Below are 15225 nucleotides of genomic sequence, written 5' to 3' on the forward strand. Positions count from 1 at the left end.
GCCTCCGGGTGGCAGCCAGTGTCAAGGCACATTTGGAGCGAATCAATATGCAGTGATTTGGGCTTGATGTGACACCATGGCACTGGATAGTTTAAATCGATTAGATTATATCCTGCCGCGTCACAGCGAGCGGCGTCAAAGCGGACAGACCATGACCAGCCAGATCATTCCCGTCGAGCCTTTCGACTTCATCATTTTCGGCGGCACCGGCGACCTGTCGGAACGCAAGCTGCTGCCCTCGCTCTACCACCGCCAGCGCGACCACCAGTTTTCCGAGCCGACCCGCATCATCGGCACCTCGCGCTCCAAGATGAGCGACGAGGAATTCCAGGCTTTCGCCAAGCAGGCGATTTCCCAGCATGTGAAGCCGGCCGACATCGACGCCGAGGAACTCAAGACATTTCTTGCCCGGCTGTCCTACGTATCGGCCGACGCGACGACGGGTGCCGGCTTCGACAAGCTGAAAAAAGCGATCGGCGAAAGCGACCGCATTCGCGCTTTCTATCTGGCGGTTGCGCCGGCGCTGTTCGGCGACATCTCGCACCAGCTGAAAGCCCACAATCTCATCACGCCGAATTCGCGCATCGTGCTGGAGAAGCCGATCGGCCGCGACCTCGATTCGGCGCGCAAGCTCAACGACGTGGTTGGAGACGACTTCCACGAAAGCCAGATCTTCCGCATCGACCACTATCTCGGAAAGGAGACGGTGCAGAATCTGATGGCGCTGCGCTTTGCCAACGCGCTCTATGAGCCGCTTTGGAATTCTGCCCATATCGACCATGTGCAGATCACGGTGGCCGAGACCGTCGGTCTTGAAGACCGCGTCACCTACTACGACAAGGCCGGCGCGCTGCGCGACATGGTGCAGAACCACATGCTGCAGCTGCTCTGCCTGGTTGCTATGGAGGCGCCATCGTCGATGGATGCCGATGCCGTGCGCGACGAGAAGCTGAAGGTGCTGCGGGCGCTGAAGCGCATCAACGGCAATGAGGCACCCAAGCACACCGTGCGCGGGCAGTACCGCGCCGGCGCCTCTGCAGGCGGCGCGGTGAAAGGATATGTCGAGGAACTTGGCAAAGACAGCTCCACCGAGACTTTCGTCGCCATCAAGGCTGAGATCGGCAATTGGCGCTGGGCCGGCGTGCCATTCTATCTCAGGACCGGCAAAAGGCTGGCGACCCGCGTTTCGGAAATCGTCATCGAGTTCAAGCCGATCCCGCATTCGATCTTCGGCGACAGCGCCGGGCCGATCTCAGCCAACCAACTGGTGATCCGGCTGCAGCCCGACGAAGGCGTCAAGCAGTTCATCATGATCAAGGATCCAGGCCCGGGCGGCATGCGGCTGCGCCAGATTCCGCTCGACATGAGCTTTGCAACATCTTTCGACGGCCGCGCGCCGGACGCCTATGAACGGCTAATCATGGATGTTATCCGCGGCAACCAGACGCTGTTCATGCGCCGCGACGAGGTCGAGGCGGCATGGAAGTGGATCGACCCGATCCAGAACGCCTGGGAAAGCGCCAGGCAGGAGGCGCAAGGCTATACGGCCGGCACATGGGGTCCCTCGGCCTCGATTGCGCTGATCGAACGCGACGGGCGGACATGGCACGAAAGCAATTGAGCGAGCCCGTCTATAACTGGAACGGCTTTGCCGGGCGCCAGGATCTGGCGGCAGCCCTTGCCGGCAATGTCGCGGCGCGCCTGACCAAGGCCATCGACGAGCGCGGCACGGCCCTGCTTGCCGTTTCCGGCGGCACCACGCCGGCAAAGTTCTTTGCAGCACTTTCGGCCATTCCGATCGCCTGGAACAAGGTGACGGTGACGCTGGTCGACGAACGGTTCGTGCCGGCCTCCTCGCCGCGCTCGAATGCGGGGCTGGTCGCGGCCAACCTGCTGCAGAACAAGGCGGCTGCCGCGCACTTCGTGCCGCTCTACCATGAGGCGGCAAGCATCGAGACCGCCGCGGCGGCCGACGATGCGGCGCTGAAGGCTCTGCCCTGGCCCCTCGATGTCGTCGTGCTCGGCATGGGCGGCGACGGCCACACCGCCTCGTTCTTTCCCGACGCCGAGAATCTCGGCGATTTGCTCGACCCCGCCTCATCAAGGATCGTGCTGCCCGTTCACGCGGCAAGCGCCGGCGAACCCCGGTTGACGCTGCCGCTGGCGCGGATCGTCGACGCCGGCTTCATCGCGCTGCATATAGAAGGCGAGGACAAGCGCACCGCCTTCGACGGTGCGATGGGACCGGGTGCGAAAAAGCCCATCCGCAAAGTGCTCGAAGCGGCACCCACCCCGGTAGAGGTGTTCTGGGCACCCTGATTTCACGCAAAGCAGTCCCGGCAGACGGTGGAGGACGTTCTTCCGGGGCTCGAAAGGACCGACCATGACAGCCAGACGCGACATCGAAGCCATCACGGAACGCATCCGCCAACGCTCGAAAGCCGGCCGCGAGCGCTATCTCGGCCGCATCGCCGAGACCTCCAGCCGCGCCGCCAACCGGGGGGTTCTGTCTTGCGGCAACCTCGCGCATGGCTTTGCCGTCTGCAGCCCGTCTGAAAAGCTGGCGCTCGGCGCCGACAAGGTGCCGAACCTCGGCATCATCACCTCCTACAATGACATGCTGTCGGCGCATCAGCCCTTCGAAACCTTCCCGGCGCTGATCAAGGAAGCCGCGAAGGAAGTTGGCGGCATCGCGCAAGTGGCCGGCGGCGTGCCCGCCATGTGCGACGGCGTGACCCAGGGACAGCCCGGCATGGAGCTGTCGCTGTTTTCGCGCGACGTCATCGCCATGTCGGCGGCGATCGGCCTGTCGCACAACATGTTCGACGCCGCCGTCTATCTCGGCGTCTGCGACAAGATCGTGCCCGGGCTGGTGATTGCAGCCCTCACCTTTGGCCATCTGCCGGCGGTGTTCGTGCCGGCAGGGCCGATGACGACGGGCCTGCCCAATGACGAGAAGGCCAAGGTTCGCCAGCTCTATGCCGAGGGCAAGGCTGGGCGCGCAGAACTACTCGAAGCGGAGTCCAAATCCTATCACGGGCCGGGCACCTGCACCTTCTACGGCACCGCCAACTCCAACCAGATGCTGATGGAGATCATGGGCCTGCATACGCCCGGCGCCTCGTTCGTCAATCCGGGCACGCCGCTGCGCGACGCGCTGACGCGTGAGGCGACGAAGCGGGCGCTCGCCATCACCGCGCTCGGCAACGCCTACACGCCGGTCGGCCGCATGATCGACGAGCGCTCTTTCGTCAATGGCGTCGTCGGCCTGCACGCCACCGGCGGCTCTACCAACCACACCATCCACCTCATCGCCATGGCGGCGGCCGCCGGCATCACGCTTACCTGGCAGGACATTTCCGACCTGTCGGAAGCGGTGCCGCTTCTCGCGCGCGTCTATCCGAACGGGCTTGCCGACGTGAACCATTTCCATGCCGCCGGCGGGCTCGGCTTCCTGATCCGCGAATTGCTTGACGAAGGCATCCTGCATGAGGATGTGCAGACGGTATGGGGCGAAGGTCTCAGGCCCTATGCGGTCGAAGCCCGGCTCGGCGAAGACGGCAGCGTCGTGCGTGAAGCCTCGCCGCTGCAGAGCGGCGACGAGAAGGTGCTGGCGCCGTTCAAGAAGGCCTTCCAGCCGACCGGCGGCCTGAAAGTGCTCGCCGGCAATCTCGGCCACGCCGTCATCAAGACGTCCGCCGTGAAGCCGGAACGCCGCGTCATCGAGGCGCCGGCCAAGGTGTTCGACAGCCAGCAGGGACTGAACGAAGCCTTCAAGGCCGGCACGCTGACCGGCGACTTCATCGCCGTCATCCGCTTCCAGGGCCCGAAGGCAAACGGCATGCCGGAACTGCACAAGCTGACCACCGTGCTCGGCATCCTGCAGGATCGTGGCCAGCGCGTCGCGCTGGTCACGGACGGGCGCATGTCTGGCGCTTCCGGCAAGGTGCCGGCGGCGATCCATGTAACGCCGGAAGCGGTCGAGGAAGGGCCGATCGCCAGGATCCATGACGGCGACATCATCCGGCTCGACGCCGATGCCGGCACGCTGGAAGTGCTGGTGCCGGGGCCAGAGCTCGCGCTGCGCCGCACGGCCGACATCGATCTCATCGGCAACGAGTTCGGTTTCGGCCGCGAGCTGTTCGCCGGTTTCCGCCAGCTGGTCGGCCGCGCCGACCATGGCGCCAGTGCTTTCGGCACGGCCTGAGGCATCATTGCCTATTTTGTAAAAAGGGCGGCTCGAGCTCGGTTTGAGGCCGCCCTTTGGTGAGGGATGGATGGCGATTACGGCTGAACCGTAATCTCGCTCCGTTCGCCGGCCTTGACCGTCACCGGCATTTCCTTGTCATGGCCTTGATCGGACATGTGGCGGAGGACGACATAGTCGCCGGCCGGGATAGTCTGCTGCCAGGTGTCGCCATAGTTCAGGCCGAGCGCCTTGCGGTTGCCCTGGATATCCTTCTTCGACGACAGCACCTCGATCGAATAGGCACCCGGCGCCGACATCACCAGCACGCCGGCATCGAGCGTCACCTTGACGTCCTTGACGTCGCCAACCTTGACGCTGAAAGGCTGCTCGACGGTTGCGAGCTCAAGCGAGGTGACCGCGACATAGTCGTCCGGCGGCAGCCAGAACTTGCTGTCGGGCCCATAGGAGTGGGCGACATCGTCACGCGAGCCGTCGATCTTTTTCTTGGCCTTGACGATCTGGACGCTGATGCCCGAGGAGTCGGCCTTGTCGCCGCCTGCAGTGTAGTAGGCGTTGACGGCGGCATGGCCGACGCCGACGACTATGTCTTTTTCCACAGTCTGCCCGGCGGCGAGCTGGATGTTCTCGGTCACCGAGCCGCTGCCGATCGCAACCGTCACCTTCTGCTCACCAGCCGGCACGATGATCCTGGTGTCGCCATAGTGGGTGGTGCTGCCGCCCGGGAAGGCGAAGTCGACATGGGCTTCGTCACTGATCTCGGCGCCCTGGCTTGGCTTCGGATGGATGAGCATGGTGCCGGCGTTCAAGGTGAAGAGCGGCTTGTAGACCTGGCCCGCCTCGATCTTGACCTTCTGTTCCGCCCGAGCTTCGTCGGCGCGCGCGACGACGACATAGTCGCCCGGCTCGAGATTGGCCTCGTAGTTGTTGTACTGGGTGGTGACGGCCTCGCCGCGCGTGCCATCGGCCTTGGCCTTGTAGACCTCCCAGGCATTGCCGTCGGTGATCGGATCGCCGCCTTCCGCCATGACCACGGTCGGGATGAAATTGAATTCGGGCTTTGCCGGTTCAGGGGCAGGCGCCGGAGCGGGTTCGGGTGCCGGCGCCGGAGCCGGCGCGGCGACGGTTTCGACCAGTGCTTCCTGCAGCGCCTTCTCGTCCGAGGCCTGGATATATTTGCCGCCGGTGTTGTCGGCAAGGCAGGCGATCTGCTTGCCCTCGTCAGCGGTCAGGCCGAAGCCGACGACGTCGACGGTGAAATCGACGCCTGAGGCCTCCAGTTCCTTGCCCAGCGCGCACGGGTCACCTTCACAGGTTTCAAGCCCATCGGTGATGAGAACCACGGTCGCCTTGTCCTCGGTGTATTTCAGAGCTTCGGCCGCCTGCTTGACGGCTGCGGTCAGCGGCGTCTTGCCGAGGAATTTCAGGCTGTCGGCAGCGGCCGAAATGGCGCTAGCCGAGCCGGCTTGCGGCGGCACGATCAGCTCGATGTCGTCGCAGCTGCCCTTTTCGCGGTGGCCATAGGCCATTAAGCCGATCTCGTCGTCGCCCGGGACCGACTGCAGTACGGTCCTCAGCGATTCGCGCGCGATCTCGAGCTTCGGCTTGCCGTCGATCTGGGCCCACATCGAGCCTGAAGCGTCAAGAATGATGATAACCTTATTGGCGGCAAAGCCGAGCGAAGTCATCGACAAAAGGAGCAGCGCCGCAGCGACGCTCCGCAAAAGTCCCGCCATCGAAATCTCCTTGAGGCCGCCCTCTGATCCGCGCCGGAAGCTATTTGACAGCGCGTCCGGACACAAGCCTGGAGCGGGTTACTAGATCATGATGAGATTTGGATGAAATCTCATCATGATCTAACCCTTTGTTGGAGCACGATCTTTTCCAAAAACCGGCACCCACTTTTTGGGATCATGCTTCTAACGGTTGCAGTGTAACAGGATCGGCGCCGGCAGAGCTGGTAACACGAAATCAGTAGGTGGTGCGCCGCTCTTCGGAAGGCGGACGGCCAAACTGCAGCCGATAGCTCTGCGCGAAATAGGAGTGCGAGGTAAAGCCGGTGGCAATGGCCACGTCGAGGATCGGCATGTTGGTCTGGCGCAGCAGTTCGCGCGCCCGCTCAAGCCTGAGCCGCATGTAGTAACGACCGGGCGTGACGCTCAAATGGCGCAGGAACAAGCGCTCGACCTGGCGCACCGACAGGCCCGCCGATTTGGCAAGCTGCACGGCTGATAGCGGCTCGTCGAGATGGTCGGCCATCAGTTCGACGATGCGCCTTAGCTTCTCCGACTTGCCGGTCAGGTCGCGCTCCGGCCCGACGCGCTGGCGGTCGCCGGCGGAGCGGATGCGCTCATGCTGGAACTGGTTGGCAACGCCGTTGGCGAGGTTCGAGCCGAAGTCGCCACGCACGATCTCCAGCATCAGGTCGATCGAGGTGGTGCCGCCGGCGCAGGTGTAGCGCTTGCGGTCGATCTCGAAGACGTTGCCGGTGCAATTGATGTCGGGAAAGCGCTCGACGAAGCCGGCGCGGTTTTCCCAATGGATGGTGCAGCGATAACCTTCGAGCTGACCGGCTTCGGCCAGGAGGTAAGAGCCGACCGACAACGCGCCGAGCGCATTGCCGCGCCGGCCCCAGCTGCGCAGCGCCGCCAGCACCTTGCTCTTGCCGGGGAACTCGACCGACAGGCCCACCGACACGAATAGGATATCGACGGGCGGCAAATCGGCGACGGCATAGTCGATCTTGAGCGGCAGGCCGTTGGAGGCCATGACGGGATCGCCGTCGGCCGAGACCGTCGTCCAGCCATAGAAATCGCGGCCGAGCAGGCGGTTGGCCGAGCGGAAGGTATCGATCGCCGCTGCCAGCGAAAACATCGAAAACTTGTCGACCAGCAGGAACGCGAATTGCCGGCCCCCTTGAACGGGATCATCCGGCCGTTCAGAGGGTATAGTAAGGTTCGGCAAAGAAGCTGCTTTCTGGGTCAGAAGGAAGGCCGCTTCAAGCCGGCCGCAAGGTAGGCTGAGGCTAACGTATTGGCCATCAGCATGGCAATGGTCATCGGTCCGACACCGCCGGGCACGGGGGTGATGGCGCCGGCGGCCTTGGCCGCTTCGGCATAGGCTACATCGCCCACGAGGCGGGTTTTGCCTTCGCCCTTCTCGGGTGCGGCAATGCGGTTGATCCCGACATCGATCACGGTGGCGCCCGGCTTGACCCAGTCGCCCTTGATCATTTCGGGCCGGCCGACGGCGGCAATCAGAATGTCGGCTGTGCGGGCCAGCGCCGGCAGATCCTTGGTGCGGCTGTGGGCGATGGTGACGGTGCAGTTGGCGGCAAGCAACAGATTTGCCATCGGCTTGCCGACGATGTTGGAGCGGCCGACGACGACCGCGTTGAGGCCGGAAAGATCCTTGCCGCGCACGCGTTCGATCAAAAGCATGGAGCCGGCCGGCGTGCAGGGCACGAAGGCTGTTTCGAGTTCGCCGGTGCCGAGCTTGCCGACATTGATGAAATGAAAGCCGTCGACATCCTTTTGCGGTGCGATGGCCTGGATGATCTTGCCGGCATCGATATGGGCGGGAAGCGGCAGCTGCACCAGAATGCCGTTGATGGCCGGATCGGCGTTGAGTTCGCCGATGATCTTCAGCAGTGCCGCTTCGGACGTGTCGGCCGGCAGCGTGTGCTGCAGCGAATGAAAGCCGCATTCCTTGGCGGTGCGCGACTTCGACGCGACATAGACCTGGCTTGCCGGATCCTCGCCGACGATGACCACCGCTAAGCCGGGCTGGGCCTTTCCCTTGGCGACCAGGTCCTCGGTCAAGGCCTTGACCTTCTGAACCACGTCTGCGGCGACGATCTTTCCGTCAATCACTTCGGCCATGAACCATCCTCGACATCATTCCAGCCAAGGCGCGGCGCGCGCCTTGAACGTTGCTTCGTGCATGTCGTTGTTCCAAACGTTCCGCCCATTCGGGTAAAGCCCGACGGCAGCGCTTTTTGGGCGCCATGCTGCGCGGCATTGTCACGAAATTTGGCCTAAGCAATCCCGTCAAAGCGCCGTCACATGCCGTAAACTCGAAACCGGCAGCTTTTATTCTGTGCTGACGGGCTCAGAGCGACTCATCCTTTCACGGAAAGGCTGAACCGCTCTATTTCTTGTTTTGACGCAATTCCCAAGGGAAAGCGCGCTACGCGCTTTCCCCGGGAAAACCGTTTCACACTTTTCCTGGAATTGCTCAGAAATAGCGGCGGTGCGAACGGCTTTCGGTGAGTTCGCGCACCGCTTCGCGAAATTCGCGCAGGCTGGCGCGGATATCGTCGATTTGCGCCTGCTGGTCTTCCGGCGCCGCCCCAGCGGGCTGCGGAGAAGACCACGGCCCGGACGCCGCGGGCATCGGCTGAGCCTGCGAATAGGCATAGTCAGCCGGCTGACGAGGCTGCGCGTAGCCAGGCTGCTGCGCAGGGGAATTGGCGTGCGGAACCTCGTTCCGGAAGTCCGGCTGGCGATAGCCCACAGGCTCCTGCACCGGCCTTGTATATTCGGCGGCTGGTTGGGCGCGGTAGGTCTCGACGGGTTCGCCTGACGTCCCGCTACCCGGCGCGGCTTTGCGCATCGCCGAGAACAGTCCGTCGAACAGACCTGGGCTCCGGGCGGGAGCGGCCGCGGTCGGCAACACCGGAGGTGCTGCCGGTGGCGGCGCCACAGGCAGCGGCGCGCGATAGACCTTGTCCTCGACCGGAGGGCGGCGCTCGTCCATTCTGCCGCGCGAACGCGAATTGGCAGCGCCGCGCAGGCTGGCAAAGGCGCCGCGCATGGCGCCGACACCGATGCCCGAAGCAAGCCCGAGCAGCAGGCCGGCCAGCGCTATTACAGCCCGCGACGGTCCGTTGGGTTCGAGCGGCGGTTGCGCGGGGGTCATCAGATTGATGTTGGTGGTGTTGATGTTTTGCTGTTCGCCGGTCTCCTTGGCGCGCAGAAGGTACTGTTCGTAGACGGAGCGTTTGGCCGTGGCATCACGCTCCAGTTCGCGCAGGCTGACCAGATCGCTGTTGACGTCGCCGCTCTGGACCTTTGCCTGAGCCAGGCGGGAAGCGAGATCCTGCTCAAGCTGGACCGAGCGCTTCAAGTCGACCTGCAGCGACGAGGCGATGCGGCGCAGTTCGCCTGCGATGCGCTCGCGCGAGCCGTCGAGCTGGGCACTGAGCGCCTGGTATTCGGGATGACGCGGTCCCAGACGCACGGCGGCGCGGTCGGCATCCTGCTTCAAAACTGCATATTGCGCGCGCAGTTCGCTCATCGTGTTGGAATTGATTTCTTCCGGCAAGGTGCCGTTGATGACCGAATTGACGTCCAGCGAACGCGCCGACGCCGCCCGGGCATTGAGTTCCAGCGTGCGGGCCCGGGTGACTGAGAGCTGCTCGTTGAGCTTCAGCATCTGGTCGTCGCTGATCAGATGGCCCTGCGCGTCGACGAGATCATGCGTGGCCCTGAAATCCTCGACCTTGCGCTCCGCTGTCTCGACATTCTTGCGCAGGTCATCGAGCTTGGCCGTCAGCTGGTCCGTCGCGCGCCCGGCCATCCCGAACTGGTATTGGGCCGCCTCCTGCTGGAAAACGTCCCTGGTCCTATTGGCTATCTCCGCCGATTTGTCGGCGCTTTGAGTGGTGGCGCTGATGGAAACGACAAAGCTCTTGCCGCTGCGCTCAACCGACAGGCTCTTGGCCAGATTGCCGACCGCCAGCGCCTGGCGGCGCACTTCACCGCCGCCGCCAAGGCCATCCTGGCGCGACAGTATCGAGCGAATGAGCGACAGGACGCCAAGGCCGCCGGAACCCTGTCCGTTGAATTCCGGATCGTCGACGAGATTGAGATCGGCCACGACCTTGTCGAGGACCTTGCCGGATGTCACCATCTTGATGCGGGTTTCGACAACAGCCAGCGCCGCATCGGGCTGCCCGACCGGTTGGGTGAGATCGTTGTCGGAAAGCTTCAGGTCGCCTGGCTCGATGACCATCTGTGTGGTGGCTTCGTATTTCTTCGGTGTCGAAACGGCGACGGCGACGCCGAGCACCGTCCCCAATATCGTCGTCGAGACGATCAGCAACTTGGAACGACTAATGCCGCGGACGACCTGGAGCGGATCGATCAGCGGTTTCCATTCCTGCCCGTCATCGTCGTCGCGGTCCGGTCGCTGCTCGTGGAAAGAGCGGGGCTCATAGGCGGCGTGCTGCTGACGCCGGCCCGAAACAGGCTCCTCACGCGCGCTGGCGGCCGAAACGGGTTCGCCGTCGGCCTGGAACTGCGGCGGCTCGGGCGGTGACGTTGGCGCCGGATTCGACCGCGCCTCGCGTTGCGAGCGGGCTATGCGGTGACGCGTGGCGGCATCCTCGCGCCATGACGGATCCACCCGGTCACGGATCGAGACCGCCGACGCATCCGCCGCCTCATCGCCGCGCACGGCTTTGCCGAGCGCCAGGAGGGAGCGCTCGCGCCTCCAGTCTTCACGGTTTTCCCTGTCGACCATTGTCTCGAAACTTTACCTTCGACGGCGCGGGAGCGGCGGTCGGCCAATCGTTAAGTCACGCTAAACAGGCATGGGAAACAAAAGGTTAATTTCCGAAGTCTGCAAGTGAAAGTTTCTCGCTTCGCCACGCATTGCCGGGATCTGTAAAATGGCGTCAGAACCGCACGTTAAGCTTTCCGGCTTACGGCTTTCCTCGATATGACGCAGGCCAGCGACATACCGCAAAGGCGCACACTCGCCCGCATCGGCACCTTCCTTGCCGAAAGACGGGGGCTGGTTCGCGACTATCTTTCAGCCATCAGCGGCGCCGGCGGGCGGCTGGTGTTCTCGCTTGCCTATTTCATCGCACTTGCCAACACGCTGTCGATTGCCGAGTTCGGCATGTTCGCCACCGCCTCGGCGGCCGGCGTCATGCTGTCGCGCATCCTCGCCTTCGGCTTCATCTCGGCGCTTTACCGCACAGCCACCATCCGCCCCAATCTGATCGGCACCTTCACCGCCGGCTTCCTTTTGCTTGGCGCCGTGTCCTTACCACTGCTGGCGGCGGCCTCCTGGGGCGTCTACCTGATCTTCTTCGCCAGCACCGTGCCTCTGGCCGTCTTTGCCGCAATCGTCTTTGCCGAAGCGCTTTTGTGGCGGCCGGTCGAGGTGGTGCTGATCGTCAACAACGGGCTCGGCAAATTCGGCCGCGCCGCGGTGCTGTCGATCGTGACCACGGCGTTCCGTGCGCTGGGCGCCGTGCTGTTCATGCTGTCGGGGCAGCACAGCGTCTGGATCTGGTCATTGTTCTACATCGGCGCCAACGCCGCCTCGCTGCTGCTGGCCTTCGGCTTCTATTATCCACGCCAGCGGCTGAGGCTGCGCACCGAGCTCTATCTCAGGCGGCTTGCCGATTCGATCTATGTTGCAGGAGCCGAAGTGCTGTTCTACCTGCAGTCGGAATTCGACAAGCTGCTCGTGCTGGCGATCGGCGGGCCGCATCTGGCCGGTATCTATGCCATCATCATGCGGCTGGTCGACCTAACGGCAATACCGATCCGCACCTTCTCGATGATGTTGGTGCAGAAGATGATGCGGTCGCCGGAGCTGTTGTCGCGACTGCGGGTCAAGAGCGGTATCGAAGCCGGCGTGTTCCTGGTATCGACATTGGCGCTGGCCGCACTCGGCATCGTGCTGCATTTCTTCCCCAATGCACTTGGCCGGAATGTCGCCGAGGCGGCGCCCTTGGTGGCATTGGCAATCGGCGTGCCGGGACTGCGCAACCTGGTCGAATACCAGGCCGAGCTGCTGTTCGCGCGCGGCCAGACCGCGCTCAGGGCGCTCAACCTCGGCCTGCTGGCGGGGCTGAAGGCGGTGCTGTTGACCTATGTGCTGACCACGATTGCCGACACGCCCAGGCTTGTCGTATCGCTCAATGTCGTCTTCCTGCTGCTCTATCTCGCCTCGGCGCTGCTGACCTATTCGGCGCTGCGCAAGCCCGCCAAGGCAATCTAAGCCAATCCGATCAGGCGGCGGATGCGGCCGATATCGGTGCCGATGAAGGATTGCATGCCGATCGCCACCTGCCCCGGTGCCATAGCGGCGACGAAGCTGCGGAATTCGTCATCCGACAGCGCCTCCCCGGTCCAATGCACGCGGCAGAATTCCTCCGAGCCGTGGAAATGGCCGGCGCCCCCCAGCACATCGTCGACATAGCGGCCATAGATCATGCATTCGGAGAACCGGCGCACTGAAGCGATGACCTCGACCCAGCCGCGCGCGTGCACCTTCTCGATCTCGGCGCACATCGCCGTCACGGTCTGACGGCGCCAGGCGATCAGCGTCGAAATATAGTCGTGGTTCGAAACCTCGGATGCATCGATACCAATCGCCGAGGCCGCATTGCGCGACCAGATGCGATGCTCGTCGTGACCGTCGCTCGACAGCACGCCGTCGCGCCGGAACAGCCGCACCTTGCCGTCGCGCCAGAAGGCGCTCAGATCGAATGGCTTGAGGAAGGCGACGTCGGAATCGCAGAAGACCAGCACGTCTTCTCCAGCATGCGCAGCGATGGCGATGCGGCGCAGCTGCTGCACATGCCAGCCGCGCAGCGGCTGGGTCTTGAAACTGAGCCAGATGCGACGGCGAAAGAGGCTCATCGGATCGTCGAACACACGCAGCCAGCGCGGCAGCAGGTCGCGCTCGTCGACAACGCTGCGGCGGTCGTTTTCCAACTGGCGAAACAGCGCCACGTCGCGGTGCTCGACCAGAATGTAATGATGCGCCACGCCGGAGACATGGCGGTCGAGGGTCTCGCACAACAGGCGGCAGCGTTCGAAATCCGGCGCATAGCTGGCGGTCACCACCGCCGCCGTCGGCGTTTGCGGCAGGGCACCGGTCTCGGCTGCAGGGCTCGGCACGACGCGGCTGTTCACCGCAACTCTCCGGCGGGCTCGGGCCGACGCGAGAATTTCTGCCTGACGACACGCAGCAGGAACACCGGATTGCCGACGACGTAGCGGCGCCACAGCCGGCCGGGCTCGATGCACAGACGGAACAACCATTCGAGCCTCAGCTGGCGCATCCACAGAGGCGCCCGCGGCACCGTGCCGGAGAGAAAATCGAGCAGCGCGCCGACGGCGATCGGCAGCGTGCAGTGGCGGGCATCGATATGACGGGCGATCCACAATTCCTGGCGCGGCACGCCCATGGCCACAAGCAGCACGTCGGGCCGCAATGCCTCGATGCGATCGACGATCGCCTGCTCTTCGGCGGGGGAGAAATAGCCGTCATGGATGACGACGAATTCGTGCTGCACCGCCAGAGCGGCTAGCCTGACCGACGCCGCCTCGGCGTTGGCGCGGGTGGCGCCAAGCAACCCGACGGTCAGCGGCCTCGCCGATGCCTGCAGAAAGGCCGGAATGAGATCAGTGCCGTTGAGATTGTCCGGGAACGGCGCGCCGTAGAGCAGCTTTGCCGCCAGATCGACGCCAACGCCGTCGGGCAGGATGAGGAAATCGTCGAGCGCCTCGGCAAAGACCGGATCGGTAGAGGCGATGTTGGCGTTGTGAGCGTTGAGAAAACTGACCTTGGTGAAGCGCCGCTCGGCAATCAGACGAGCGAGCAGCGCGATCGCGTCATCCCAGCCGATGGCAAGGACCGAAATGCCAAGGATCGTCTTCAGCGTATCGAGCCCGAAGGCGGCGCGGGCGGTGTGCATGTTCATGCAAACACCTCCTCCCCCACCGACCCGAGCTTTTCCAGGCCGAGCCTGATGGCGGCATCCAGTGCCTTGATCTGCCGGCGGTGAAAGGCGCTGCCATCGACATCCTTGACATCGGCCGCCGCTGCCTCCAGCGCGCCGGCGAAGGCGGCCGGATCGTCGGTGACGAAGCAATTTGCCGGGCGATGATCGATGCCGCGCAGCGAACGGCTGGTGGCGACCGACGGCAGGCCGAGCTCGAAGGTTTCGATGGTCTTGAGCTGAACGCCGCTGCCCGCGGTGCTGATCAGTGGAATGACGGCGGCGCCGCGCACGAAATTCTGGGCGTCGGACACGCGGCCGACAAATTCGACACCGGGATGGGCAGAGGTGATATCCGACGGCATGTTGCCGGCGACCCTGATGCGAAAGCTCCGGCGAAGATGCGGCACGACTTTTTCCAGGAACCAGTCGAGGCCGATGCGGTTCGGCTGCCAGGTCCAAGTGCCGATCAGCGCCGCGTCGCAATCGATGCGGCGCGGCTTGACCGGCTTTGGCGCCGTGGCTGTGGTCACCAGCGGCAGCACCGCCGAGCGGTCGTCGCTGGCAACGCCGAGTGCGGCGCGGTCTTCCTCGGCCAGCGTGAAGACGAAGCGAGCCCGGCGGCAGAGCCGCTCCTCCATGGTCTTGAGCAGCCTGGCCTCGCGGGCAAACAGCAGGCGCTGGAAGCGACTGTTTGCTGCTGCCGCATTCTCTTTGGCCGAACCATGTTCGACATTGTGGGCGACGAAAATCGAGGGACGGTCGGCGAACAGTTTTTCAAAGGCGCCGGCGAACTGCACCGAATTCAGGACATAGCCGTCGAAGGGACCGGCGCGCTCGATCGCGGCACGGACTTCGCTGTCGGAAACCGCGCGCAGCTTCACGGAAGCGAAGGTGAGCCCTGACAGCACCGCCTTGCCAAGCCAGGCGAGCTTCTGCCGCGCCGAGGCGCTTTCCGTGCGCACGTCGACGGCGCCGAGCACGATGGTGTTTTCGGGGTCGCTGGGCGCCTTGCCCGGCCAGATGAAGCCGATGACGGTGACGCGCACGCCGGCGCGCCGCAAGGCGGCGATGATCGCAGCATTGGCGATCTCATAGCCCGAAGCGAGAGCGCCGTCGGGCACGATCGATGTGGCGAACAGCAGATGCATCTCACCTATCCAGGCGTCAGCCACTAGCAAAGCTGGGTGAACCCTTGATTAAATCACGCAACGCAATGGCTGAAAGGCGCGGACCGGCAGGCGCCGCTGCGAAAGGTGATTAACGAAAC

The 15225-nt window shown here is 63.9% G+C and carries 11 protein-coding genes; 4 read left to right on the forward strand and 7 right to left on the reverse strand.

Annotated elements, in window-relative coordinates:
• Nucleotides 1-151: 151 nt before the first annotated feature.
• The 3 genes from zwf (at nucleotide 152) to edd (ending at nucleotide 4207) form a co-directional block, all read left to right on the forward strand.
• Nucleotides 152-1621 (forward strand): glucose-6-phosphate dehydrogenase, encoded by a 1470-nt coding sequence (gene zwf, locus NKI06_RS17470; RefSeq protein ID WP_023669307.1) that lies wholly within the window; start codon nucleotides 152-154, stop codon nucleotides 1619-1621.
• Entirely contained in the window at nucleotides 1603-2319 is a 717-nt protein-coding gene (gene pgl, locus NKI06_RS17475) for a 6-phosphogluconolactonase (RefSeq protein WP_023669306.1), read from the forward strand. Before zwf ends, pgl begins: the two co-directional genes overlap by 19 nt.
• Before the next feature lie 64 nt (nucleotides 2320-2383).
• Entirely contained in the window at nucleotides 2384-4207 is a 1824-nt protein-coding gene (gene edd, locus NKI06_RS17480; protein ID WP_023704509.1) for a phosphogluconate dehydratase, read from the forward strand.
• A gap of 77 nt (nucleotides 4208-4284) precedes the next feature.
• Here the strand turns inward: edd and NKI06_RS17485 are convergent, their stop codons facing one another.
• The 4 genes from NKI06_RS17485 to NKI06_RS17500 all read right to left on the reverse strand — a co-directional run bounded on the left by NKI06_RS17485 (nucleotide 4285) and on the right by NKI06_RS17500 (nucleotide 10732).
• Nucleotides 4285-5943, reverse strand: a complete 1659-nt coding sequence (locus NKI06_RS17485) for a vWA domain-containing protein (protein ID WP_023704510.1) — start codon at nucleotides 5941-5943, stop codon at nucleotides 4285-4287.
• A gap of 235 nt (nucleotides 5944-6178) precedes the next feature.
• On the reverse strand, nucleotides 6179-7171 hold the full coding sequence (locus NKI06_RS17490; RefSeq protein WP_032905230.1) for a GlxA family transcriptional regulator: 993 nt from the start codon (nucleotides 7169-7171) through the stop codon (nucleotides 6179-6181).
• A 17-nt stretch (nucleotides 7172-7188) separates the two neighbouring features.
• Complete coding sequence (gene folD / locus NKI06_RS17495) at nucleotides 7189-8088, reverse strand: bifunctional methylenetetrahydrofolate dehydrogenase/methenyltetrahydrofolate cyclohydrolase FolD (RefSeq protein WP_023681888.1); 900 nt, start codon at nucleotides 8086-8088, stop codon at nucleotides 7189-7191.
• 355 nt (nucleotides 8089-8443) lie between these two features.
• On the reverse strand, nucleotides 8444-10732 hold the full coding sequence (locus NKI06_RS17500; RefSeq protein ID WP_352986375.1) for a GumC family protein: 2289 nt from the start codon (nucleotides 10730-10732) through the stop codon (nucleotides 8444-8446).
• Between the two features lie 198 nt (nucleotides 10733-10930).
• Between NKI06_RS17500 and NKI06_RS17505 the strand changes: the two genes are divergently transcribed.
• Nucleotides 10931-12226, forward strand: coding sequence for a lipopolysaccharide biosynthesis protein (locus NKI06_RS17505; RefSeq protein WP_023681896.1), 1296 nt, complete (start codon nucleotides 10931-10933; stop codon nucleotides 12224-12226).
• Here the strand turns inward: NKI06_RS17505 and NKI06_RS17510 are convergent.
• The 3 genes from NKI06_RS17510 to NKI06_RS17520 are packed head-to-tail and all read right to left on the reverse strand — an operon-like array spanning nucleotide 12223 to nucleotide 15106.
• Nucleotides 12223-13146 (reverse strand): DUF6492 family protein, encoded by a 924-nt coding sequence (locus tag NKI06_RS17510; RefSeq protein ID WP_023704513.1) that lies wholly within the window; start codon nucleotides 13144-13146, stop codon nucleotides 12223-12225. The two genes, NKI06_RS17505 and NKI06_RS17510, sit on opposite strands and share 4 nt — an antisense overlap.
• A complete protein-coding gene (locus NKI06_RS17515; RefSeq protein ID WP_023669298.1) occupies nucleotides 13143-13937 on the reverse strand; it encodes a WecB/TagA/CpsF family glycosyltransferase in 795 nt (264 codons plus the stop codon). The genes NKI06_RS17510 and NKI06_RS17515 overlap by 4 nt, the downstream gene beginning before the upstream one ends.
• Nucleotides 13934-15106 carry a glycosyltransferase gene (locus NKI06_RS17520; protein WP_023669297.1) on the reverse strand — a complete coding sequence of 391 codons (1173 nt, stop codon included), beginning with the start codon at nucleotides 15104-15106 and terminating at the stop codon, nucleotides 13934-13936. The genes NKI06_RS17515 and NKI06_RS17520 overlap by 4 nt, the downstream gene beginning before the upstream one ends.
• Nucleotides 15107-15225 lie beyond the last annotated feature (119 nt).

Origin of the sequence: Mesorhizobium sp. M0772, from assembly GCF_040320135.1 — a bacterium.
Taxonomy (GTDB): domain Bacteria; phylum Pseudomonadota; class Alphaproteobacteria; order Rhizobiales; family Rhizobiaceae; genus Mesorhizobium.